Annotated in this window: 22 protein-coding genes; 17 read left to right on the top strand and 5 right to left on the bottom strand. The window is 72.7% G+C overall.

Annotated elements, in window-relative coordinates; translation table 11 throughout:
- Nucleotides 1–40 precede the first annotated feature (40 nt).
- Nucleotides 41–922 (bottom strand): serine hydrolase, encoded by an 882-nt coding sequence (locus CGL27_RS29710; protein WP_119994612.1) that lies wholly within the window; start codon nt 920–922, stop codon nt 41–43.
- A 102-nt stretch (nt 923–1,024) separates the two neighbouring features.
- Between CGL27_RS29710 and CGL27_RS29705 the strand changes: the two genes are divergently transcribed.
- Nucleotides 1,025–2,011 carry a LysR family transcriptional regulator gene (locus CGL27_RS29705; protein ID WP_119991155.1) on the top strand — a complete coding sequence of 329 codons (987 nt, stop codon included), beginning with the start codon at nt 1,025–1,027 and terminating at the stop codon, nt 2,009–2,011.
- Nucleotides 2,012–2,180: 169 nt separating this feature from the next.
- Complete coding sequence (locus tag CGL27_RS29700; protein ID WP_162953098.1) at nt 2,181–2,774, top strand: hypothetical protein; 594 nt, start codon at nt 2,181–2,183, stop codon at nt 2,772–2,774.
- A gap of 325 nt (nt 2,775–3,099) precedes the next feature.
- Here the strand turns inward: CGL27_RS29700 and CGL27_RS29695 are convergent, their stop codons facing one another.
- The gene (locus CGL27_RS29695) at nt 3,100–3,858 is read right to left on the bottom strand and encodes a FadR/GntR family transcriptional regulator (RefSeq protein ID WP_119991151.1); all 759 of its coding nucleotides are present in this window, start codon (nt 3,856–3,858) and stop codon (nt 3,100–3,102) included.
- A gap of 370 nt (nt 3,859–4,228) precedes the next feature.
- On the opposite strand from CGL27_RS29695, the gene CGL27_RS29690 reads away from it, so the two are divergent.
- The 6 genes from CGL27_RS29690 to CGL27_RS29665 all read left to right on the top strand — a co-directional run bounded on the left by CGL27_RS29690 (nt 4,229) and on the right by CGL27_RS29665 (nt 11,938).
- On the top strand, nt 4,229–5,896 hold the full coding sequence (locus CGL27_RS29690) for an ABC transporter substrate-binding protein (protein ID WP_119991149.1): 1,668 nt from the start codon (nt 4,229–4,231) through the stop codon (nt 5,894–5,896).
- Nucleotides 5,896–6,846 (top strand): ABC transporter permease, encoded by a 951-nt coding sequence (locus tag CGL27_RS29685; protein ID WP_078643193.1) that lies wholly within the window; start codon nt 5,896–5,898, stop codon nt 6,844–6,846. Before CGL27_RS29690 ends, CGL27_RS29685 begins: the two co-directional genes overlap by 1 nt.
- A 49-nt stretch (nt 6,847–6,895) precedes the next feature.
- A complete protein-coding gene (locus tag CGL27_RS29680) occupies nt 6,896–7,789 on the top strand; it encodes an ABC transporter permease (RefSeq protein WP_119991148.1) in 894 nt (297 codons plus the stop codon).
- Nucleotides 7,790–7,832: 43 nt separating this feature from the next.
- On the top strand, nt 7,833–8,903 hold the full coding sequence (locus tag CGL27_RS29675; protein WP_119991146.1) for an ABC transporter ATP-binding protein: 1,071 nt from the start codon (nt 7,833–7,835) through the stop codon (nt 8,901–8,903).
- Nucleotides 8,900–9,928, top strand: a complete 1,029-nt coding sequence (locus tag CGL27_RS29670) for an ABC transporter ATP-binding protein (protein ID WP_119991144.1) — start codon at nt 8,900–8,902, stop codon at nt 9,926–9,928. The genes CGL27_RS29675 and CGL27_RS29670 overlap by 4 nt, the downstream gene beginning before the upstream one ends.
- 129 nt (nt 9,929–10,057) lie before the next feature.
- On the top strand, nt 10,058–11,938 hold the full coding sequence (locus CGL27_RS29665) for a gamma-glutamyltransferase (protein ID WP_119991142.1): 1,881 nt from the start codon (nt 10,058–10,060) through the stop codon (nt 11,936–11,938).
- A 172-nt stretch (nt 11,939–12,110) separates the two neighbouring features.
- On the opposite strand, the gene CGL27_RS29660 is transcribed toward CGL27_RS29665, so the two are convergent.
- Together CGL27_RS29660 and CGL27_RS29655 are read right to left on the bottom strand one after the other, a co-directional pair.
- Entirely contained in the window at nt 12,111–12,473 is a 363-nt protein-coding gene (locus CGL27_RS29660; protein ID WP_078643188.1) for a DUF1330 domain-containing protein, read from the bottom strand.
- 195 nt (nt 12,474–12,668) lie between these two features.
- Complete coding sequence (locus CGL27_RS29655) at nt 12,669–13,181, bottom strand: hypothetical protein (RefSeq protein WP_078643187.1); 513 nt, start codon at nt 13,179–13,181, stop codon at nt 12,669–12,671.
- Between the two features lie 102 nt (nt 13,182–13,283).
- Here CGL27_RS29655 and CGL27_RS29650 point away from each other — a divergent pair, with 102 nt between their 5' ends.
- The 3 genes from CGL27_RS29650 (at nt 13,284) to CGL27_RS29640 (ending at nt 15,851) form a co-directional block, all read left to right on the top strand.
- Nucleotides 13,284–14,813: a helix-turn-helix domain-containing protein gene (locus CGL27_RS29650; RefSeq protein ID WP_119991139.1), complete on the top strand. Its 1,530-nt coding sequence runs from the start codon at nt 13,284–13,286 to the stop codon at nt 14,811–14,813.
- Nucleotides 14,814–15,168: 355 nt separating this feature from the next.
- On the top strand, nt 15,169–15,510 hold the full coding sequence (locus CGL27_RS29645) for a type II toxin-antitoxin system RelE/ParE family toxin (protein ID WP_119994611.1): 342 nt from the start codon (nt 15,169–15,171) through the stop codon (nt 15,508–15,510).
- Nucleotides 15,507–15,851, top strand: coding sequence for a helix-turn-helix transcriptional regulator (locus tag CGL27_RS29640; RefSeq protein WP_014054465.1), 345 nt, complete (start codon nt 15,507–15,509; stop codon nt 15,849–15,851). The genes CGL27_RS29645 and CGL27_RS29640 overlap by 4 nt, the downstream gene beginning before the upstream one ends.
- Before the next feature lie 111 nt (nt 15,852–15,962).
- Here CGL27_RS29640 and mfd read toward each other — a convergent pair whose 3' ends face one another.
- Nucleotides 15,963–19,517 carry a transcription-repair coupling factor gene (gene mfd, locus CGL27_RS29635; RefSeq protein ID WP_119991135.1) on the bottom strand — a complete coding sequence of 1,185 codons (3,555 nt, stop codon included), beginning with the start codon at nt 19,515–19,517 and terminating at the stop codon, nt 15,963–15,965.
- Between the two features lie 282 nt (nt 19,518–19,799).
- Between mfd and CGL27_RS29630 the strand changes: the two genes are divergently transcribed.
- Genes CGL27_RS29630 through CGL27_RS29605 form a run of 6 tightly spaced genes read left to right on the top strand, consistent with a single transcriptional unit; the run spans nt 19,800 to nt 22,856 of the window.
- The gene (locus CGL27_RS29630) at nt 19,800–20,111 is read left to right on the top strand and encodes a gas vesicle protein (protein WP_078647616.1); all 312 of its coding nucleotides are present in this window, start codon (nt 19,800–19,802) and stop codon (nt 20,109–20,111) included.
- A 50-nt stretch (nt 20,112–20,161) separates the two neighbouring features.
- Nucleotides 20,162–20,650 (top strand): gas vesicle protein GvpJ, encoded by a 489-nt coding sequence (gene gvpJ / locus CGL27_RS29625; RefSeq protein WP_119991133.1) that lies wholly within the window; start codon nt 20,162–20,164, stop codon nt 20,648–20,650.
- Between the two features lie 3 nt (nt 20,651–20,653).
- Complete coding sequence (locus CGL27_RS29620) at nt 20,654–21,382, top strand: GvpL/GvpF family gas vesicle protein (protein ID WP_119991131.1); 729 nt, start codon at nt 20,654–20,656, stop codon at nt 21,380–21,382.
- A gap of 1 nt (nt 21,383) precedes the next feature.
- The gene (locus CGL27_RS29615; protein ID WP_119991129.1) at nt 21,384–21,653 is read left to right on the top strand and encodes a gas vesicle protein GvpG; all 270 of its coding nucleotides are present in this window, start codon (nt 21,384–21,386) and stop codon (nt 21,651–21,653) included.
- Nucleotides 21,646–22,020, top strand: a complete 375-nt coding sequence (locus CGL27_RS29610; protein WP_078643181.1) for a gas vesicle protein — start codon at nt 21,646–21,648, stop codon at nt 22,018–22,020. The genes CGL27_RS29615 and CGL27_RS29610 overlap by 8 nt, the downstream gene beginning before the upstream one ends.
- The gene (locus CGL27_RS29605) at nt 22,017–22,856 is read left to right on the top strand and encodes a GvpL/GvpF family gas vesicle protein (RefSeq protein WP_119991127.1); all 840 of its coding nucleotides are present in this window, start codon (nt 22,017–22,019) and stop codon (nt 22,854–22,856) included. The genes CGL27_RS29610 and CGL27_RS29605 overlap by 4 nt, the downstream gene beginning before the upstream one ends.
- Nucleotides 22,857–22,869: the final 13 nt, after the last annotated feature.

Below are 22,869 nucleotides of genomic sequence, written 5' to 3'. Positions count from 1 at the left end.
CGCGGCACTCCAGCCATATCCGGTTCCGTATCAGGCCAGGTCAGCGGCGTCTGAGCGCGTCCACCGCCAGCCGCGCCGCCCGCCCGATCGCCGCGTCCACCGCCGTACGTACCGCCGCGGCCGAGGCCGTACGGGCGAACACCGCGACCGCGTACCGGCCACCGTCCGGGTAGCGGACGACGCCCGCCTCGATGTGCAGGCTCGGCAGCGTGCCCGTCTTCGCCGCGACCAGGACGTCACCGGGGAAGCCGGAGGCCAGCCGCTGACGGAAGACCTGCCGGGACATCAACTCCCGTACCAGCGCGCACGCCGCCGGGGAACCGGCCCGGTCCCGCCAGATCAGGCCCAGCAGGGTGGTGATGTCGCGGGGTGTGCTGGAGGTGGTGTGCCCAGGGTCCAGGACGCGGAAGCGGCGCAGCCGCTCGAAGGTCAGCGTCGGATAGACGGCGGCGAACTCCCCCTCGTCCGTCGCGCCCGCGTCCTCGAACATCGACTCCAGCAGCTCCCGGGGCCCGCCGACGATCCGCGTGCGGTCCAGGCCCAGTTCGGCCGCCAGCAGCCGCACGGTGTCGAGGCCGATCCGGCGCATCAGCGCGTCCGCGGCGGAGTTGTCGCTCACCGACAGGGCGAAGTACGCCAGGTCGCGCAGGGACATCTCGACATCGTCGGCGCAGCCCGCGGTGCCCCAGCCGCCGAGGCGGTCGGGGGCGGTGATGACCACCCGTTCGCGCGGGTCGAGCTGTCCGGCGTCGGCCTGCCGGGCGAACTCCAGCACCAGCAGGATCTTGAACACGGACGCGATGACGACCTGGTCGTCCACGCCGAGGCCGAGCTCGCGCCCGGGCGCGTCGATGTCCACCGCGTGCAGCCGGGCCTCGGCGTCCGCCTCCGCGAACACCTCCGCGATCCGCTTCTCGATCAGCGCCGTGTCCACCGGCGCCGGCGCCCCTGATTCCCCCACGTCCAACGCTCCCCCTCATCCCTCCGCCGCCCTCGTCCCTCCGGCGTCGCATAGGGTCGGCCGGTGGATCTCATACGCCACCTGCGCCTGTTCATTGTCGTCGCGGAGGAGCTGCACTTCAGCCGCGCCGCCGATCTCCTCGGCATGGCACAGCCGCCGCTGAGCCAGTCCATCCGGCGGCTGGAGCGGGAGTTGGGTCTTGAGCTGTTCGACCGCTCGGCCCGCCAGGTGCGGCTCACCGCCGCCGGTGCGCTGCTGCTGGAGGAGGCGCGCGAACTGCTCGCCCGCGAGGAGCGGTTGCGTACGGTCATGGCGCGGGTCCGCGACGGGGAGCTGGGCACGCTGCGGGCGGGCGTACCGCCGCAGACGCCCGCCCGGACGCTGCACGCCCTGCTGTCGGCGTGCGCGGAGGAGTTCCCGGGGTTGCGGATCGACCTTCAGGAGGTGGACACGGCCGAGCAGGTGCGGCTGCTCGCCGCCGCCCGGCTCGACGTGGGTCTGGTGCACCATCCGGTGGCGGACGCCGACGATCTCGTGCTGGGGCCGTCCGCCGGGGTCGAGTTGGGGGTCGTCCTGCCCCGGTCCTCCCCGCTGGCGCGCCTTTCCGAGGTGGCGCTGGCCGACCTTACGGGCCATGAGCTGTTTCTCTTTCCCCGGGCCGCGGCGCCGGGGTGGTACGACCGCGTTCTCGATATCTGCCGGGAGGGCGGTTTCACCCCGCCCGCGGTCCGTCATGCCCGTAATCCGGAATTCCTGCTGGGGCTGGTGGCGTCGGGACGCGGGGTGGCGTTCGACGACGGGCGGGTGGCGGGCAAGGAGCCGCGGGCCGCCTGGCGCCCGCTGGCCGGCCGTCCGCTGATGCTGTGGATGTCCGCCGTATGGCAAGTGCATTCGGCCCATCCGGCGGCGCCTGCGTTCGCCCGGATCGCCGCGGAGGTCATCGCGCGCGAGGACCCGCCCAAGCGGCTGCTCACGCCTCCGGAGGAGACCAGTCGGCCCCGTCCGTGGTCGGTGGTCTTCGAGCCCGGCGCCGGTCCGGCGACACCATGAGAAAGTCTCCGCAGGAAAGCGTCGCGAGAAAGCGCCGCAGGAAACTGATCCTGATTCCAGTTCACATTTCCTGGAGAACATCTCCGGAACCCATGGAGTTTTGCCGGACCCGCCTGTCAAGATCTTCCCTCATACCTTCCCCGTTCACTCAGGAATATCAGGGATTCTCGTGCGGAAAATGAATGCGGCCGCCACCGTGGCCGTCGCGGTGCTGGCTCTGGCGCTGACCGGTTGCGGCAAGGACGACGACAAGGACGCCCAGTCGTCCGGCACTTCCGACAAGGCCGCGGCCGCTCATAAGGGCGACGGCTCGGAACGCGGCACCGCGTCCGCCACCCCCACCGATGCGAGCCCCAGCCCGAGCCGTACGAAGCCCGCCGCGAAGAGCCCCGGCGCGAGCCCGAGCAGCCCCCGGGCCACCCGCACCGCCGACAGCGTCACCCCGGCGCCCCGCCGCACGGCCCCGAAGGCGCAGGCCCCCGCGCCCACCCGCGCGGGCGCCCCGGCGAGCGTGCAGGGCACGTGGTACTCCACGGTGCGCGATCCGAACGGCAACGCGCTCGTCATGACCGTGACCGGCGGATCCCTGACCGTGGGGTACCAGGGCAAGTCCTGCCCCGGGACCATCAGCGCCGGCATGGCCGTGACCATGACCTGTCAGGGCGAGACGATCTCCGGCGGCCGGGCCGTGGTCAGCGGCGACGGCCAGAGCCTCACCGTCAACTGGCCGCAGGGCAAGCCCGACCAGTACGTCCGCCCCTAGGGGGTGTCCGACGGGCCGTGATGCCCGCGGCGGGCTGCTCCCCTCCCCGCCCCTTCCCGACACCTGACGATATGCGGCTCCGCCGCGTGCGGGGCTCCGCCCCAGACCCCGGGGTCCAGGGGCGGAACCCCTGCCACGCGGCGGAGCCGCATATCGATGCAACCCAGCCCCTCCGGCGCTTGAGGAGCGGGGCCCAGGGGCGGAGCCCCAGCGGGGCCCGGGGCCGGGCCCCGGTTTCGGGAAGTGGCGGGGAGGGGGAAGCATCGATATGCGGCTCCGCCGCGTGGTCCGCCGGACACCCGTAGGGCCATCCGGGCAGGGGACCCTATCTCCCGCCCGCCTCAACACCCCCGTCGCCCGCCTCAACTCCCCCACCCCGCGCCTCCGTACGCCGCCGCTGCTCCTCGATCCGGTGCAGCACCGAGTCCAGATGCGTCTCGGAGGCCGCTCGGGCCGCCTCCGGGTCGCGGGCCTCGATCGCCCGCAGGATGGCCTGGTGCTCCTCGATCGTGGCGCGCCGGCGGGCGACGGACAGCGAGGTCTCGCGACGCCCCGGCTCACCGATCTCGTAGACCCGGTCCAGCAGCCGCAGCAGCAGGGGGTTGCGGGTGTACTGGGCGATGGCGCGGTGGAAGGTGCGGTCCAGGTCGGTGAACTCCCGCCGCGTGGGCTCCCGTCGCATCGCGTCCAGCAGGGCGTGCAGCTGGACGATGTCGGCGGGGGTGGCACGCCGGGCGGCTCGCGCGGTCACCGAGGGCTCGATACACGCGCGCACCTCCATGACCTGCAAGAGCTCCGCCGTGGCATCGAGCCCCGAGGCGAGGATGTCGCCGCGCGGAGTGGCTCCCGGGTCGAGTACGACGGTGCCGGAGCCGGGGCGCCGGGCGACCAGTCCGCGGGAGGCGAGGGCGCGCAGCGCCTCGCGGACCGAGCCGCGGGAGACACCGAGGCTCTCCGCGAGCTCCCGCTCCGGGGGGACGCGGGAACCGGGCGGCAGCTCTCCGCTCAGGATCAGCCGCTCCAGGCCGACGGCCAGGGCGTCCGGCCTCGACAGGGTGGAGTGCCGCAGTTGCCGCCAGTCCATCTCCTGGCTTTCCTCCGCCTTCTTCAGCTTTCCCGAGCTTCCCGAACTTCGCGAGCTTCTCGAACGTCCCGGATCCTTCTGGGCCTTTCCGAGCCTTTCCGGGCTATCCCCAGCTTTCCTGTGGCCTTTTCCGGTCCGGCCGGTGGTCCAGAGTCTCATATCCGGCGGGCGTCTCCCCGGCGTCCTCCCGGCCGCCGACGCGGCGGGATTTAACCAGGTGGTGACAGGCGGGCAACCGGAGTCGCCGGGCCCGGCCGCTACCGTCCATTGAAGCAACTTGGTCCTACCAATGGACCAATCGCCTGTCCTTGCGCCATCCTGACCGCACCGCAGCGCGCGCTCTCCGTCCCCAGCAGTGAGGCATCCCGCCATGCGCCCAAGAACGAGCGGACCCAGCGACCGGCCCCCACCCACCCGCCACCGCCGGCGCGCCGCCGCCCTCGCCGCCCGGGTGCTGTGCGTGCTGGTCGTCGCCGCCACCGCCGGCTGCGCCTCCCTGGCCTCCCCCACGGCCGAGGTGGGCGCCGACCGGATGACCGACCCCCGGCCCGTCCGCGACGGCGGAACGCTGGCCATCGCCCTCAAATCGGACCCCGACAAGCTGGACCCCTCACTGGCCAGCACCGCCGTGGGCCGCACGGTGTTCGCCGCGATGTGCGAGAAGCTCTACGACGTCGACGCCCAGGACCGGTTCGTGCCGCAGCTCGCCGCCGCCCCGCCCACGACCAGCGACGGGGGCCGCACCGTCACCATCAAGCTGCGGCGCGGCGTCCGGTTCGCCGACGGCACCCGGATGGACGCGAAGGCGGTCAAGACCTCCCTCGACCGGCATCGCACGCTGCCCGGATCCGTCCGCGCGAGCGAGCTGAAGCTCGTCACCTCGGTTCGGGCGGTCGGCGACGACACCGTACGGCTGCGGCTGAAGAAGCCGTACGTCCCGCTGCTCGCGCTGCTCGCCGACCGCTCGGGCATGGTGATGTCGCCGACGGCGCTGAAGCGCTACGGCGACGGCTTCGCGAGCCACCCCATCTGCGTCGGACCGTTCCGCTACGCCGAGCGGGTGGTGGGTGACCGCATCGTGCTGGACAAGGACCCGAACTACTACGACGCCGACTCCGTCCATCTGCGGCGGGTGATCTACCGCACCATCACCGACGGCAACGTCCGGCTGGCGAATCTGCAGTCCGGTGACATCCAGGTCGGCGACCAGATGGATCCGGTCCAGGTGGGCAGGGCGCTCACCGAACCCGGGCTGCAGCTCTTCAACTCCCCCTCGCTGGGCTACTACGGACTGACCCTCAACATCGGCAACACCAAGGGCGCCGGGGCGCCGCCGGGCCGGATCGACACCCCGATCGCGCGGGATGTGCGGGTGCGCGAGGCGTTCGACCTCTCCCTGGACCGCGCCCTCATCAACACCATCGTCTTCCAGGACCGCTACCGCCCCACCTGCGGCCCGCTCCCCTCCGGCACCCCGTACGCCACCGGGGCCCGCTGCCCGGCCCGCGACCTGGCCAAGGCCAAACGGCTGCTCAAGGCGGCCAAGGTGGCCACCCCGGTCCGGGTGCGGCTGCAGATCAGCACCGCCCCGGAGGACAACCGGCTGGGCCAGGTCGTCCAGGCCATGGCCAAGGAGGCGGGCTTCGCCGTGAGTCTGGCGCCGACCGAGTTCGCCACCGGCCTGGAGCACTCCCGCGCGGGCGACTTCCAGGCGGCGACGACCAACTGGTCCGGACGGCTGGACCCGGCGGGCAACATCGACGTGTTCGCCGGCACCGGCGGCGCCCAGAACTACGGCGGCCTCTCCGACCCCGCCATCGACCGGCTGATCGCCGAGGGCGGCTCCACCGCGGGCAAGGCCGCCCGCCAGAAGATCTACGCCCGGCTCGTCGAGCGCGTCCGCGCCCAGCACACCGTGCTCTATCTGATCCAGCCCACGAACTACGTGTCGGTGACGAAGAAGGTCGCCGGGCTGAAGGTCTTCGGCGACGGGCTGATCCGCGTGAAGGACGCCGGATACGCGAAGGGAGGGAACTGATGTCCTATCCGATCCGCCGCGTCGGCGAATCGCTGATCACCCTCTTCCTGGTCAGCGTCGTGGTCTTCGCCGGCGTACGGGCGCTGCCCGGCGACACCGCGACCGCGCTGGCCGGGGAGGAACCCACGCCCGAGGCGATCGCCCAGATCCGCGCGAGCTACGGCCTGGACGACAACATCGTGGTGCAGTACGTGCGCTATGTGCGGCACGCCGCCACCGGCGACCTCGGCGTCTCCTCCCGCACCGGGCTGCCGGTCCTGGACTCGGTCCTGGAGGCGCTGCCCGTCACCCTCGAACTGTCCGCCCTGGCCCTGCTGCTCGCGGTCGTCGTCGGCGTGGGCGCCGGGGTGGTGGCGGCGGTCCGGCGCGGCCGGCCCGAGGAGTGGCTGGTCAACGCGGTGGCGCTGCTGGGGCTTTCGGTGCCCGCCTTCTGGCTCGGCATCGTGCTCGTCCTCGCGTTCGCCATCGCCGTCCCGGTCTTCGCCGCCTCCGGTTTCGTGCCGTTCGGCGTGGACCCGATGGAGAACCTGCGCCATATGGTGCTGCCGGTGATCGTCCTCGGCTCCGGTCTGGCGGCGGTCGTGATGCGGCAGACGCGCGCGGCCATGCTGGGCTCGCTGTCCGCCGACTACGTCCGCACGGCGCGCGCCAAGGGGCTCTCCAGCCGTCAGGTGATCATGGGGCACGCCCTGCGCAACAGCCTGGTCACGGTGGTGACCGTGCTCGGGCTGCAGCTCGGGCACCTCATCTCGGGCGCGGTCGTCACCGAGCAGATCTTCGTCCTGCCGGGCTTCGGCAAGCTCACCATCGACGCGGTCTTCTCCCGCGACTACGCGATGGTGCAGGGCGTGGTGCTGTTCACCTCGGCCGCCTACATCCTCGTCAACCTCCTGGTCGACCTGACCTATTCGGTGATCGACCCCCGTATCCGGCTCGGAGGTGCCCAGTGAGTATCCGGCCCGTAGGTACCGAGTTGAGCATCCGCGTCGGAGGTGCCCAATGAGCGCGGCCGCCACCGCCGTACCCGCCGCCGAGGAGCGGGAACGGGCCCCGCTCGCGCCGCTGTCCCGGCTCCGGCTGCTGACCCGCAACAAGCTGGCCCTCACCGGGGCCGTGGCCGCCGCGATCCTGGTGCTGATCGCGGTGTTCGCACCGCTCATCGCGCCGTACGACCCGGCCCGGCCCGACTTCTCGGCCGCCCTCCACCAGCCGGGCTGGGCCCACTGGCTGGGCACCGACGACCTGGGTCGCGATCAGCTCTCCCGGGTCGTGTACGGGGTGCGGGCCTCGCTGCAGATCGGTCTGCTCGCGGTGGCGCTGGCCTTCGCGGCCGGGGTGCCGCTCGGGCTGATCGCGGGCTATTACGGGCGGTTCGCCGACTCGGTGGTCTCCCGCCTCACCGACACCCTGCTCGCCTTCCCCTTCCTGGTTCTGGCGGTGGGCCTGGCCACCATCCTCGGGCCGTCCCTGCTCAACGCCACGATCGCGGTCGGCGTCTCCCAGATCCCGGCCGTCATCCGGATCACCCGGGCGGAGACGCTGCGGCTCAAGCACCTCGACTATGTGGCGGCGGCCGTGGCCAACGGCGGCGGGGACGGCACCGTGCTCTTCCGCCACATCCTCCCCGGCGCCCTGTCCGCGCTGACCGTCCAGGCCACCGTGGGCATCCCCACCGCGATCATCGGCGAGGCGCTGCTGAGCTTCCTGGGCCTCGGCATCCAGCCGCCGTCCGCCTCGCTCGGGGTGATGCTCTCCAGCGCCCAGGCGTACATCGCCGCCGCGCCCTGGATGGCGGTCTTCCCGGGACTCGCGATCATCGCCGCGACGCTCGCGTTCAATCTGCTCGGGGACGGGCTGCGCGACATCCTCGACCCCCAGGGAGACAGCCGATGACCACGTCGGGAGAACCGCCGATGACCCCGTCGGGAGAGAGTCGATGACCCCATCCGCGCCCCCTGCCCTGAGCGTGCGGGACCTGTCCGTGGTCTTCCGCACCCCGACCCGCGTGGTCCACGCGGTGGACGGGCTGTCGTACGACATCGCCGCGGGTGAAGTGCTGGCCGTGGTCGGCGAATCCGGCTGCGGCAAGTCCGTGACCTCCACCGCCGTGATGGGGCTGCTGCCGCCCACCGCGCACGTCGGCGGCTCCATCCGGCTGGGCGGACGGGAGCTGGTGGGGGCGGACGAGAAGGAGCTGCGGGACGTCCGCGGCCGGGAGATCGCGATGATCTTCCAGGAGCCGATGACCTCGCTGAACCCCGTCCTCACCATCGGCCGCCAGGTCGGCGAGGTCCTCCGGCGCCATCAGGGGCTCGACCGCCGCGCGGCGCGCGAACGGGCCGTGGACCTGCTCGACCTCGTCGGCATCCCCGCCCCCGCCCAGCGAGCCCGCGACTATCCCCACCAGCTCAGCGGCGGTATGCGGCAGCGGGTGATGATCGCCATCGCGATCGCCTGCGACCCCGCCGTGCTCATCGCCGACGAGCCCACCACCGCGTTGGACGTCACCGTCCAGGCGGGCATCCTGGAGGTGCTGCAGTCCCTGCGGGAGCGGCTCGGCACCGCCATCGTGCTGATCACCCACGATCTGGGCGTGGTCGCCGACATCGCGGACCGGGTGCTGGTGATGTACGCGGGGCGGGGCGTCGAACAGGCCCCGGTGGACGAGCTGTTCACCGCGCCCCGCCATCCGTACACCCGCGGGCTGCTCGGCGCCGTGCCGGTCCCCGGACGGCGGCGGGCGGCGGGCGGACGGGGGCGGCTCCAGGAGATCCCCGGGCTGGTGCCGAGCCTCACCGAACAGCCCGACCGCTGCACCTTCCAGCCCCGCTGCTCCGCTGCCGATGAACGGTGCGGGGCGCAGCGGCCCGCGCTGCGGGCGCTGCGCGAGCGGCACGAGGCCGCGTGCTGGTATCCGGTGCCGGTCGATTCCGGGCAGCCGGACCGTCCCGAGCAGACCGAAGGCACCGAGCCGACAGAACGCCCCGATCAGGAGGCCGCCTCATGACCGCCGCCGTCGCGTCCGTGGAGGCGTCACGGGATGACGCCGTGCTCGACATCAGTGGCCTCGTCCGCCACTTCACCGGCCCGGCCGGCACTGTCAAGGCGGTCGACGGGGTCAGCCTCAGCATCGGCCGGGGCGAGATCGTCGGCCTGGTCGGGGAGTCCGGCAGCGGCAAATCCACGGTGGGGCGGTGCGCCGTACGGCTGGACCGGCCGACCGCGGGCAGCGTGACGATCAACGGCCGCGAGGTGACCCGGCTGTCGAGGCGGGCACTGCGTCCGCTGCGCAAGGACTTCCACCTGGTCTTCCAGGACCCGTCCTCCTCGCTCGACCCCCGGATGACCGTGGGCGCCATCGTCGTCCAGCCGCTGCGGCTGCACCGCCTGGCGTCCGGCGACGCGCTGCGCGACCGGGTCGCCGCGCTGCTGGCCCAGGTGGGGCTGCGGCCCGAACTGGCGCGGCGGCGGCCCCATGAGCTCTCCGGCGGGCAGCGGCAGCGGGTCTCGATCGCCCGCGCGCTGTCGGTCGATCCACAGCTACTGGTGGCCGACGAGCCGACGTCGGCGCTGGACGTCTCCGTCCAGGCGTCCGTGCTCAACCTGCTGGCGGATCTGCAGCGGGAGCGACGCTTCGGCTGTCTCTTCATCACCCATGACCTGGCCGCCGTCGAATACCTCGCCGACCGGATCGCCGTGATGTATCTGGGGCAGCTCGTGGAACAGGCCCCGGCCGCCGAGCTGTTCGCCGACCCCAAGCATCCGTACACCCAGGCACTGCTGTCCGCGGCCCCGGTGCCGGACCCGGCCGCGCAGCGCTCGCGCGCCCGGATCGTGCTCAGCGGAGAGCTGCCCAGCCCGCTGGATCCGCCTCCGGGCTGCCGCTTCCACACCCGCTGTCCGCTCGCCGTCGACCGCTGCCGCACCGAGCCGCCCACGCTGCGCGGGCTTGCGGGCGGCGGCGGTCGGCAGGTCTCCTGCCATCTGGTGGCGGACGACGGAACGGCGCCGGACGCCTCGGCAGCACCATGACCCATAAGAACGCCTCCACCCGACGAGAACGCCTCGGCCACATGAGAACGCCTCCACCCCCTGAAGACCCCTCGGCCCCCTGAGCCCCGCCCGCACACCCGCACCCGTACGAGATCAGGAGCCCGCCGCATGTTCACCACCCGGCCCACCCTGCAGGGCACCCATGGCATGGTGTCCTCCACCCACTGGCTGGCCTCGCAGTCCGCCATGGCCGTCCTGGAGGACGGCGGCAACGCCTTCGACGCGGCCGTGGCCGCCGGGTTCGTCCTGCACGTGGTCGAGCCGCATCTGAACGGGCCCGCCGGTGAGGTGCCGATCATCCTCGCCCCGGCGGGCGGCGAACCCACCGTGCTGTGCGGCCAGGGCCCGGCCCCCGCCGGGGCCACCATCGACCACTACACCGCGCTCGGCCTCGACCTCGTCCCCGGCACCGGCCCGCTCGCGGCGGCGGTGCCCGGCGCGTTCGACGCCTGGATGGTGCTGCTGCGCGACCACGGGACCAAGCGGCTCGCCGAGGTGCTGCGGTACGCGATCGGCTACGCCGAGCACGGCCATCCCGCGGTCGAGCGGATCGGGGAGACGGTCGAGGCGGTACGGGAGCTGTTCGAGACCGAGTGGACGACCTCGGCCGAGCTGTATCTGCCGGACGGGGAGTCCCCCGCCGCCGGGCGGCTGCTCACCAACCCCGCGCTCGCCGCCACCTGGCGGCGGCTGATCGCCGAGGCGGAGGCGGCCGGGCCGGGGCGCGAGACACAGATCGAGGCGGCCCGCCGGGTCTGGCGCGCGGGCTTCATCGCGAAGGAGCTGGCGGACGCGGCGGCCCGGCCCGCGATGGACTCGTCCGGGCAGCGCCACGCCGGGACGCTCACCGGGCACGATCTGGCCGCCTTCGAGGCCACGTACGAGGCGCCGGTCAGCCACTCCTGGAACGGCTGGACCGTGTGCAAGGCCGGGCCCTGGAGCCAGGGGCCGGTGCTGCTGCAGCAACTCGCCCTGCTGCCGGACGGGCTGACCGCGGACGACCTGGGCACGCCCGACTTCCTGCACACCCTGATCGAGGGCGGCAAGCTGGCCATGGCCGACCGCGAGGCGTGGTACGGGGACGCCGCCGACGTGCCGCTGACGGAGCTGCTCTCCCGTCCGTACAACGACGAGCGGCGGCGGCTGATCGGCGAGGGGGCCTCGTACGAGCTGCGCCCCGGGCACCCCGGAGGCCGTACGCCGCGGCTGAGCAAGCAGGCGCTGGCCGCCGTGGCCCGCGCGGCCTCCGGGGCGGCCGGACCGGTCGCCGGGCCGGGCGGCGGTGAACCGGCGGTCGGCGGACCGGACCTGGGGCCGGCCCTCGGCGGACCGGCTGTCGGCGGACCGGCTCCGGGCGAACCGGTCGTCGACCCCAACGGGGTGACGCGGGGCGACACCTGCCATCTCGACGTCGTGGACCGCTGGGGCAACATGGTCGCGGCCACGCCCAGCGGCGGCTGGCTGCAGTCCAACCCCGTCATCCCCGCACTGGGCTTCCCGCTCGGCACCCGGCTCCAGATGACCTGGCTGGACCCCGGGCTGCCCAACTCCCTCACCCCCGGCCGCCGCCCCCGCACCACGCTCACCCCCTCGCTCGCGCTGCGCGGCGACACCCCCGTCATGGCCTTCGGCACCCCGGGCGGCGATCAGCAGGACCAGTGGAGCACGCACTTCTTCCTCGGCGTCGCGCTGCGGGCTCCGGTGCGCTCCGGGCTGGATCTGCAGGGCGCCATCGACGCCCCCAACTGGCACCAGGAATCCTTCCCCGGCTCCTTCCACCCGCGGGCGATGACGGCGGGACGGGTGGTCGTGGAGTCGCGGGTCGGCGAGGCCGCCGTCGCGGAGCTGCGCCGCCGCGGCCACGATGTCGTGGTCGGCGGGCCCTGGTCGGAGGGGCGGCTGTGCGCGGTCGCCCGCGACCCCGAGACGGGCGTGCTGCTGGCCGCCGCCAATCCGCGGGGCGCACAGGGGTACGCGGTGGGGAGGTGACCGCGCTGGGGCGGCGTGCGCGTGCGCGCCAGGTGGTGTCCGACGGATCGTGACGCCTGCGGCGGGCTGTTCCCCTCCCCGCCCCTTCCCACAACTGGGGCGGAGCCCCAGTTGTGGGAAGGGGCGGGGAGGGGAAAGTATCGATACGCGGCTCCGCCGGGCGGCGTGCGCGCTAGCGGGCGTAGCCGCCGGGGTCGGCGGTCCGCAGCTTCTCGGCGCGCGCCAGCGGGTCGTATCCGGGGCCGACGCCCTCGACGAGGACCGCAGTGCCCTCGATGTGGTCGGTGCGCAGCGGCAGGATGTCCTGATAGGCGGGCGACGCGTACCAGGCACGGGCGTCCGCCGTCCCGCCCGGGAACTCGATCAGCACCACGCTGCCCGGCCACTCCCCCTCGACCACCTCCAGCTCGCCGCCGTGGATGAGGAAGCGGCCGTGGAAGGGGTCGAGGGTGGCCTGGATCCGCTCCAGGTACTCGATGATGTCGGGGTGCGGACTGCGGCCGTGCAGATGCGCGAGCGCGTAGGCGGCGGGCATGGCTCCTCCAAGTGCTCCGGCAAGTACTCCGGGCCGATCGGCGGTTGGGTCCGGTCCGGCGTCTGCGGCGGACACGGATCAGCCTGCCGCGCCGCGCCCGGGGCGTCGATTACCCGTGAGGTCATGGCGGGGGCGCCGGATGTGGTGGCCGACCGGGCCCCCGGACCCCGGACCCCGGACCTCAGACCTCAGACCTCAGTCGAGAATGCCCAGGTCCTCCCGCATGATCCGGCGCATCGTCGCCAGCCGAGGCTCGGCCTCCTTCAGCTCCAGCAGCGCTCCCGCCGCCGTCTCGCCGTCGCGCTGCAGGCCCCGGTCGATCCGTTTGGCCTGCGCGTCGATCCCGGCGAGCACCGTGTTGAGCGCGCGGGACGCTTCCAGGACCCGCTCGGGGACGATCATCTGCGCCTCGGCGTAACGGTCCCGGTAGTCGCGGCGGGCCTCCTCCAGCCCGACGCGGTCCTCGTCCGTGTACACGTCGTCTCGGATCCGGTGCAGCGCGTCCTTGAGGAGCGTGTGGAACTGCCGGGAGGCGCGGTTCATCGCGGTGTAGGCGGTCCGGCGCTCCTCGATGCGGCGCCGCCGGTCCTCCGTACGCGCGTCCTCCTCCCGTTGCCGTACCGTCATGCGCTGCTGGAGGACGGGCGCGAAGAGGGTGCCGAGGATGCCGACGACAGCGGTGATCATGGCGGCTATGACGGTGGACACCGGCCGAGCCTAGCCGCGCCCCTTACGGTGGTCGCCGCCGATTCCGAAGACCGGTCCGAGACCTTTCGGGAAACCAGGCGATCGGAACTAATGTGCTGTTTCATGCCCGCCTCGCCCTCCGACGTGCGCGCCGACCGCGCCGACAACGTTCTCGCCCTCGCCCGGCTGGCCTCCAGGCGCGGGGCGGTACGGGACATGCTCGGCTGGCTGACCCGGCGCACCGGGGGCCCGGCCGTGCTGGTCGGGGACACGGGCCGGGTGCTGGCCGGGCCGGGTGGCGAGCACGACCCGGCGGTGGCGCGACCGGCCGCCGACGCCGCCGCCGACGCGGCCGTCGAACTGCACCGGCGCGGGGCACCGTCCGCCGTGCTGGGCGGGGGCGAGGGGCCCCCGGTACATGTGATCGCGCTCGACACCGACCCGAGCACGTACCTGGCCGTCATCGGGCCGGACGATCCGCACTGCGGAATGCTGCTCGCCGACGCCGCCCGCACCCTCGCCCTGTGCTGGCGGCTGGAGCAGGCCGAACGGGCGCGGCGGCGGATCGAATCGGCCGAGGAGCACAGCCGGGAGGCGGTGCTGCATCTGCTGATGGTGGGCAGCGTGCCCGCCGCGCAGCGGATCGCGGGGGCGCTACGGCCGGCGCTGCCCGCGGTGGTCCGGATGTATGTGATCGAGTGTCCGCACCCCCGGCGGCGCGAGATCGCCCGGCGGATCGACCGCGAGGCAGGCGGCGCGGCGTGGATCGTGCCGTGCCCGGTACGCCCGAACCACGTCCTGGCGCTCGTACCACCGGAGACGACAGGCCCGGCCACCGCGGTGAGCGACGACCCTCACCCCCCACTCCCCGAATCACTGGACCTGCTGATCGTCCGGCTGGTGCCGGAGTGCCGGGTCGGGGTGAGCGCGGCGGTCGCGCTGCGGGACACGCCGACCGCCTACGAGCAGGCCATCCACGCGCTGGCGGTGGCCCGTAACGCGCCCGAGCGCCGCGCCGGCTTCGGCGGCGACGTGGACGTGACCGTACTGGCGGGCCCGGAGGGGTATCTGTGGGCGAGCGAACTCCTGGCGCCCTGCCTGGGCTACGCCCCGGCCCGCCGCGCCGACCCCGGCCCGCAGGAGCTGCTGGGCACACTCGGGTCGTGGCTCAGCTTCGGTGGAGCGGCCAGCCGCCATCTGAAGATCCACCGCAATACGCTCGCCGCGCGGCTGCGCCATCTCGATGAGCTGCTGGGCATGGAGGTCAGCCGCAGCCTGGCCGCGCAGTCGGCCGCCTGGCTCGCCCTGCGGCTGCACACCGCGCCCCAGGCCGCGGCGGCCCGCGCCCATGCCCCGCCGGGACCCACCGCCACGCTGGACACGGTGCTGGGCACACCCGCCGCCGGAACCTGGGCCCGGTTCCAGCTACGTCCCCTGGAAGAGGCCAGGCCGACGGCCTCTCTGGAGACCGTACGCACCTGGCTGCGCGCCGACGCCCGCCTGCCCGCGGCAGCCGCCGCCCTCGGCATCTCGCTACCGGGCGCGCGCAAGCGCCTGACCAGGGCGGAGGACGTGCTGGGCCGATCCCTGCTGACCGCGCCGAGCGCGAAGTACGAACTGTGGCTGGCAATGCGAGCACTGGGCTCACTCTGAGACCGGCCCGCGCCCCGGGCCGTTCGCGTCAGCACACTCGCCGTTCGCCCCCGTTCTCACTGTTCACCAAAGCACTCACCGTTCGAACGGGAACCGCCCGGTGCCCTCACTGTGCACATCGTTCCTCGCCGCCGGTGCCGCGCCCGCCTAATGTCCTGAACTGGCCCAGCCCGCCGGGCCTCACAAACCGGGGCGGCCGCCGCGCGACGACGGGGGTGTTGCGCGCGGCCCGCCCCTGTCCCCGCCCGGCGCCGGCCCACCCATACGAGTGAATGACCCGGCAATAAAAGCATGCGCTTCTACAAGCGACTGCTTATACTGGCCCGTGACGTGGTCAATCAACATCCATGACGAGGTGGCCGGCTGGTTCCTCGCCCTATGCGCTCACGATCCGCATTCGGCCGACTCGGTGGAGCAGGCCATCGAGCTGCTGGCCGAGATAGGACCGAGCCTCGGTCGTCCTATGGCCGATGTGATTCACGGCAGTTCGATGAAGAACCTCAAGGAGTTACGCCCGGGCTCGGGGGGCCGGACCGAAATCCGCATCCTCTTCGTCTTCGATCCCGACCGGGAGTGCATCCTCCTCGTGGCGGGCGACAAGGCGGGCAGTTGGCGACGCTGGTACGACACCGCCGTTCCACTCGCCGAGGAGCGCTACCGGCAGTACCTCGACCACAAGGAGAAGGCGGCGGAATGAACGGTTTCACCTCGTGGGACGAGGTCAAGAGGAGCGCCGAGCGGATCCGTCGCGAGGCCCACCCCGAAGTGGGCGAGGCCGAGTGGGCGGCACGCAAAGAGGCGGCACGTCTGCAGCAGGAGGCCCACCTCCTCGGCCATCACCTGCAGCGGCTGCGGAGGGAGCGGGGACTCACCCAGCAGCAGGCCGCCGTCCAGCTCGGCATCACCCAGGCCCGCGTCTCCCAACTGGAGCAGGGCAAGGCGGTGGACCTCACGGCGATGCGCGCCTATGCGCAGGCCCTGGGCGCCCGGCTGACGCTGGTGCTCGAAGTCGACGATCAACAGATCCGCATCGCCTGAGCGCGATCGCGCCCCGGGGCCGCGCGGCCCGCCCCTGTCCCCGCCCGGCGCCGGGCCATGAGCACCGGCACCAGGCGGGCCGCGGTCGCTGTCACGACCCCAAAATCGTTGTCACGACCCCAGGATCGTGGTCAGGAACTCCCCCGTCCATGCCAGCAGTTCCCGCCCCACCAGCGGCTTTCCGCCGATTCGGGCGGTCGAGGGGCGGGGGACCAGGACCTGCTTGGTCGCCGGCTTGATCACCGAGCGCTGGTAGAGGCGCTTGAGGCGCAGTTCCTGGGATTCGCGGAGCTCCACCGGGGAGAAGCGGATATTGGAGCCCTGGAGGGTGATGTCGGTGACGCCGCAGGCGCGGGCCAGCAGGCGCAGGCCGGCGACCAGGAGGAGGTTCTCCACCGGTTCGGGGAGCTTGCCGTAGCGGTCGGTGAGCTCCTCGCGGACGGCGCGGATGTCGTCCTCGCTGGAGGCGGAGGCGATGGCGCGGTACGCCTGGAGGCGCAGGCGCTCGCCGGGGGCGTAGTCGTGCGGGACGTGCGCGTCGACCGGCAGCTCGATCTTGACCTCCAGCGGCGCTTCCTCCTCCTCACCGCCCTCGATCGAGGCCCGGTAGTCGGCGACGGCCTCGCCCACCATCCGGACGTAGAGGTCGAAGCCGACGCCCGCGATATGGCCGGACTGCTCGCCGCCGAGCAGATTGCCCGCGCCGCGGATCTCCAGGTCCTTCATCGCCACATACATGCCCGCGCCCATCTCGGTGTGCTGGGCGATGGTGGCCAGCCGCTCATGGGCGGTCTCGGTGAGCGGCTTCTCGGGCGGGTAGAGGAAGTACGCATAACCGCGGTCGCGGCCGCGGCCGACCCGGCCGCGGAGCTGGTGGAGCTGGGAGAGGCCGAAGTTGTCGCCGCGCTCGACGATCAAGGTGTTGGCGTTGGAGATGTCGATACCGGACTCGACGATCGTCGTGGAGACCAGCACATCGAACTTCTTCTCCCAGAAGTCGACCACGACCTGCTCCAGGGCGGTCTCCGACATCTGGCCGTGAGCGGTGGCGATCCGCGCCTCGGGGACGATCTCGCGCAGCTTCGCCGTGGCCCGGTCGATGGACTCCACCCGGTTGTGGATGTAGAAGACCTGGCCCTCGCGGAGCAGCTCACGCCGGATCGCCGCGCCGATCTGCTTCTGCTCGTACGGCCCGACGAAGGTCAGCACCGGGTGGCGCTCCTCCGGCGGGGTGGTGATCGTGGACATCTCGCGGATGCCGGTGACCGCCATCTCCAGGGTGCGCGGAATGGGGGTGGCGGACATGGTCAGCACGTCCACATTGGCGCGGAGCTTCTTCAGCTGCTCCTTGTGCTCGACGCCGAAGCGCTGCTCCTCGTCCACGATGACCAGGCCCAGGTCCTTGAACTTGGTCTCGGAGGAGAAGAGCCGGTGGGTGCCGATGACGATGTCGACCGCGCCGTCCTTCAGCCCCTCCAGCACCGCCTTGGCCTCGGTGTCGGTCTGGAAGCGGGAGAGCGCCCTGACGTTGACGGGGAACTGGCCGTACCGCTCGCCGAAGGTGCCGAAGTGCTGCTGCACCAGCAGGGTCGTGGGCACCAGCACCGCGACCTGCTTGCCGTCCTGGACCGCCTTGAAGGCCGCGCGGACCGCGATCTCGGTCTTGCCGTAGCCGACGTCGCCGCAGATCAGCCGGTCCATCGGAACCGACTTCTCCATGTCCTCCTTGACCTCGGCGATGGTGGTGAGCTGATCGGGAGTCTCCGCGTACGGGAAGGCGTCCTCCAGCTCGCGCTGCCAGGGTGTGTCCGCGCCGAAGGCATGGCCGGGCGCCGCCATCCGGGCGGAGTAGAGCTTGATCAGGTCGGCGGCGATCTCCTTGACGGCCTTCTTGGCGCGCGCCTTGGTCTTGGTCCAGTCGGCCCCGCCGAGCCGGTGCAGGGTCGGCGCCTCACCGCCCACGTACTTGGTGACCTGCTCGAGCTGGTCGGTGGGGACGAAGAGCCGGTCGCCGGGCTGGCCGCGCTTGGCCGGGGCGTACTCCACCACCAGATACTCGCGGGTGGCGCCCTGGACGGTGCGCTGCACCATCTCGATGTAGCGGCCCACGCCGTGCTGCTCATGGACGATGAAGTCGCCCGCTTCGAGGGTGAGCGGATCGATGGTCTTACGGCGGCGCGCGGGCATCCGCGCCCCGTCCTTGCCCGCGGCCTTCTGCCCGGACAGATCCGTCTCGGTCAGCACGGCCAGCTTCAGGACCGGGTCGACGAAGCCGTAGTCGATCGAACCGCAGGACACATGCACCACGGACGGCTTGATCTCGGTGAGGTCGCCGTCCAGCCGGGCCGCGATCCCCTCGCCGCCGAGCACCTCGACGGTGCGGGAGGCGGGGCCGTGGCCCTCGGTCACATAGACGGTGCGCCAGCCGTCGGCGAGCCAGCCCTTGGTGTCGGCCAGCGCCCGGGCGGTGTCGCCGCGGTAGCTCTCCGTGGCGTGCATGCCCAGCTTGACGGTGTCGCCCGCCGCGTCAGCGGCAAGTGTCTGCGTCAGCTCCTCATCCGCCGCGAACGGGCTCACCGACCACCACATCATGCCCAGCTCACGGGCCCGGTCGCGGACGTCCGCGATGCCCCACAGGGAAGCCGCGCCGACGTCGATCGGGGCCTCGCCGCCCCCGGCCGTGGCCGCCCAGGACGCCTGCAGGAACTCCTGGCTGGTGGCCACCAGATCCGCCGCCCGGGTGCGCACCCGCTCCGGATCGCAGACGACCGTCATGCTGCCCTTCGGGAGGACGTCCAGCAGCAGCTCCATGTCGTCCACCAGGACGGGGGCCAGCGACTCCATGCCCTCGACCGCGATCCCCTCGGCGATCTTGCCGAGCAGCTCGCCCAGCTCGGGATGGGCCTCGGCGAGGGCCGCGGCCCGCTCCCGCACCTGGTCGGTCAGCAGCAGCTCCCGGCAGGGCGGGGCCCACAGGCCGTGCTCGGCGACTTCCAGGGAGCGCTGGTCGGCCACCTTGAAGTAGCGGATCTCCTCGATGTCGTCGCCCCAGAACTCGATCCGGAGCGGATGCTCCTCGGTCGGCGGGAAGACGTCCAGGATGCCGCCGCGCACGGCGAACTCGCCGCGCTTCTCGACCAGCTCCACCCGGGAGTACGCGGCGGCGGCGAGCCCGTCCACGATCTCCTCCAGATCGGCGGTCCCGCCGGCCCGCAGGCTCACCGGCTCCAGGTCCCCCAGCCCCTTGACCTGCGGCTGCAGCACGGACCGCACGGGCGCGACGACGACCGAGACCGGACCGGCCGCCGGATCGTCCTGGCGCGGATGGGCCAGCCTGCGCAGCACCGCGAGGCGCCGCCCGACGGTGTCCGAGCGCGGGGAGAGCCGCTCATGCGGCAGCGTCTCCCAGGACGGGTACTCCACCACCCCATCCGGCGGGAGGAGCGAGCGCAGCGCGGCCGCCAGGTCCTCCGCCTCCCGGCCGGTGGCGGTCACCGCGAGCACGGGGCGGCCCGCGGAGCGCGCCAGCGCGGCGATGGCGAACGGGCGGGCGGCCGGCGGGCCGACCAGATCGACGTGGGGACGATGCCCGTCGGCGGCGCCGTGCACCGCCTCGGCGAGCGCGGGGTCCTTGACGACGACGTCGAGCAGACCGGTGAGGCTCATAAAGGGGTATTCCATCCCGGAGGCGGACAACGCGAACGACCCGACACGTGTCACGGGCCGGGGGTCTTCCAGAGTACGACCACCCGCCGACAATCTCCGCCGGTCCGTCGTCCACCCCCGCCGACAATCTCCGCCGGTCCGTCGTCCACCCGAGCACCTGGGGATCACGCCCCGATCAGCCCGATGCCGTGCTCGAGCACCCGGCCCGGCCCATGACGGCAGGCGGCCGTCTGGCCCATCACGGCAGGCGGCCGGGCACGCCTTGTGATCACACTGATGCACATGGCAGAGCGAGAGACGCGCCCATCGCCCACCAGGACGAGCCCCCGGTCCCGGCCGCCCAGACCGGCCGAGGCCGCCCGGCACGCGTGCGACCAGCTCGCCTCACTGATCGTCCATGAGCCCGAGGGCGTCAGCGGGGTGACCCGCCACGAGGACGGCTGGGTCGTCAGCGTGGACGTCCTCGAGGTCGCCCGGATCCCCGACACCACCAGCCTGCTGGCCACCTACGAGGTGCGCGTCGACCAGCGGGGCGAACTCCAGGAATACCGGAGGGTCCGCCGCTACCGGCGCGGTGCGGCCGACGACTGCTGAGACGACTGCCGAGACGACTGCCGAGACGACTGCCGAAAGGACGCCCCGAGATGCCCACTGGCACATACACGGAAGAGGTCGTCTGCGTCCAGCGGACCGGCACTCTCTACGACGTCCTGGAACTCATCCTCGACCGGGGCATGGTGATCGATGTCTTCATCCGGGTCTCCCTCGTCGGCATCGAGATCCTGAAGATCGACGCCCGCATCGTGGTCGCCAGCGTGGACACCTACCTCCGCTTCGCCGAAGCCTGCAACCGCTTGGACCTCGAATTCGACCGCAGCAGCACGACCGTTCCCGAACTGCTGGGCGGGGTCGCGGGCGGCGGCGGGAGTCCGGCCGGGCGGATGGCCACCGGCCTCGGCAAGAAGAAGGCCAAGAAGGCGGTGAAAGGCGTGGGAGAGAAGGTCAAGCACGCCGTCGGGGTCGGCGACGACGAGGACGAAGAGGAGTGGGAGGAGCAGGAGAGCCGCCCCCGGCGGCGCACCACCGCCGGGGGCGGCGCCCGCCGCCGTTCCGCTTCTTCCGAGGAGGACTGATCCATGACCGCGCCCCGGAGCGTGTACGTCTACGGCGTCGTCCGCGCCACCCACGCGGTGCCGCCCGGCCGCACCGGAGTGGGCGAGCGGCCCGCCCCGGTCCGCACCCTCCGGGCCGGCGCGCTGGCCGCGGTGCTCAGCGACGCTCCGGCCCGGCTGCGCGCCAAGCGGCGCGACCTCCTCGCCCACCAGGACCTCGCCATGGCGCTGGCGGTGGACGGGCCGGTGCTGCCGATGCGCTTCGGGATGATCGCCCCCGACGAGGAGTCGGTGCGGCAGCAGTTGCTGTCGTCCCAGAACGACTGCCTGGCCGCGCTCGAACGCGTCGACGGGCGGGTCGAGATGAACCTCAAGGCGCTGCCCACCGAGGCCGACCTGGGCACGCTGGTACGGGAGGACCCCGAGGTGAGCCGGTTGCGCACCGCCGCCCGCAGGGCCCCGGGGTACGAGGCCAGCGTGCGGCTCGGCGAGGCCGTGGCGCGCGGACTGGGGCGCAGAGCGGCCGCCGCCGCGGCCGCGGTGCTCGCGGAGCTCTCCGCCGTGGCGGACGCCAAGGTGCACGGCCCGCAGGTCGAGGGATGCGTGCTCAACGTCTCGTTCCTGCTGGACCGGCGCGAGGAGCGGCGGTTCCACGGTGTGGTGGAGCGCTTCGCCGCCGGCCACCGCGACCGGGTCGAGCTGCGGCTCACCGGACCGCTGCCCTGCTACAGCTTCGCGGAAGGCCGGGCCTGACATGGGGCTGCTGAGCCAGGTCGTCCTCTTCCCGCTGGCGCCGGTGCGGGGGGTGGTGTGGGTCGCGGAGCGCGTGCGGGACGTCGCGGAGGAAGAGCTGTGCCATCCATCGGTGCTGCGCGCCCGGCTCGCGGCGTTGAACGAGGCCCTGGAGTCGGGGGCGATCGGCTCCGAGGAGTTCGACCGGGAGGAGGACCGGCTGCTGGACCTGCTGGAGCGGTCAGGCGGCCGAAGCCCAGGAGAAAGGGCAAGGGTGAGCCGCCATGACTGACCGCGACCTGGTGTACCCCCCTTCCGTGACCAGCGACCGGCACCCCTCCGACCTCGCCGAGATCCTGGAACGTGTCCTGGACAAGGGCATCGTGATCGCCGGAGACATCAAGATCGACCTGCTGGACATCGAACTGCTCACCATCCGGCTGCGGTTGTTCATCTCCTCCGTGGACACCGCTCGCAAGGCCGGAATCGACTGGTGGGAAACCGACCCCGCCCTCTCCTCGCGCGCCGCGAAGGACGCCCTCGCCCAGGAGAACGCGGAACTGCGCGAACGGCTCCACGCCCTGGAATCACGCATGGATTCCGATGAGCAACTGAGCGCGGTCGGCGCCACCGCCGCAGAGGAAGGCGCGGACACATGACCCCGCCCGAGGCCCCCACCCTCACCTACGCCTTCGCGGTCTGCCGCGGCGGCGCCCTCACGGCGTTGGCCGCGCTCCCCGGGCTCGGCACCGGCGCCCCCGTCCGTACGCTCGCGGCGGGCCCGCTCACCGCGGTGGTCCAGGACGTGCCCGCCGCCGGGTTCGGCGAGGAGGCGATGCGGCGGCGGCTGTCCGACCGCGATGAGCTGGAGCGCTGCGCCCGCGCCCACCACACGGTGATCACGGCGGCGTCGGCGCTCGCCCCCACCGTTCCGCTGCCGCTGGCCACCCTCTATCTCGACGACGGCCGGGCCCGCGAGGCCCTGGGCGAGCGGGAGACATCCCTCCTGACCGCACTGGACCGGATCACGGGCCGGGCCGAATGGGGCGTCAAGGTCTACGCCCCGACGGGACCGCCGCCCGCACCGGAAACCGCCCCGGAAGCCGCCCCGGCGGACGGCCCGGCGCCCGGCCCCGCCAGCGGCCGGGCCTATCTGGACCGCGTCCGCACCCGGCAGCGGAGCCGCGAACAGCACCACACCCTGACGCTGCGGGCCGCCGAGCGGGTGGACACCGCCGTCCGGAGCCTCGCCGTGGCCGCGCGCCGGCTGCGCCCGCACGGCGTCGAGGTGACCGGGAAGCACCGTACCCATGTGCTGAACGCGGCCTACCTCCTCGACCTGGGCCGGGAGCGCGAACTGCGCGCCGCCCTCGCGTCGTTGCGCCGCGACGAGACGGACGTCCAGATCGAGCTCTCCGGGCCATGGGCGCCCTACTCCTTCGCCGACGGAGGAATCGCCGACGAAAGACCCACCAGCGGAAGGATGTCCCCATGACCAGGGCCGCCTG

It is taken from the genome of Streptomyces sp. 11-1-2 (assembly GCF_003595545.1).
GTDB lineage: Bacteria > Actinomycetota > Actinomycetes > Streptomycetales > Streptomycetaceae > Streptomyces > Streptomyces hygroscopicus_B.
The sequence above is the reverse complement of the archived record's forward strand: the minus strand, read 5'-3'. Positions and strand labels throughout refer to the sequence as shown.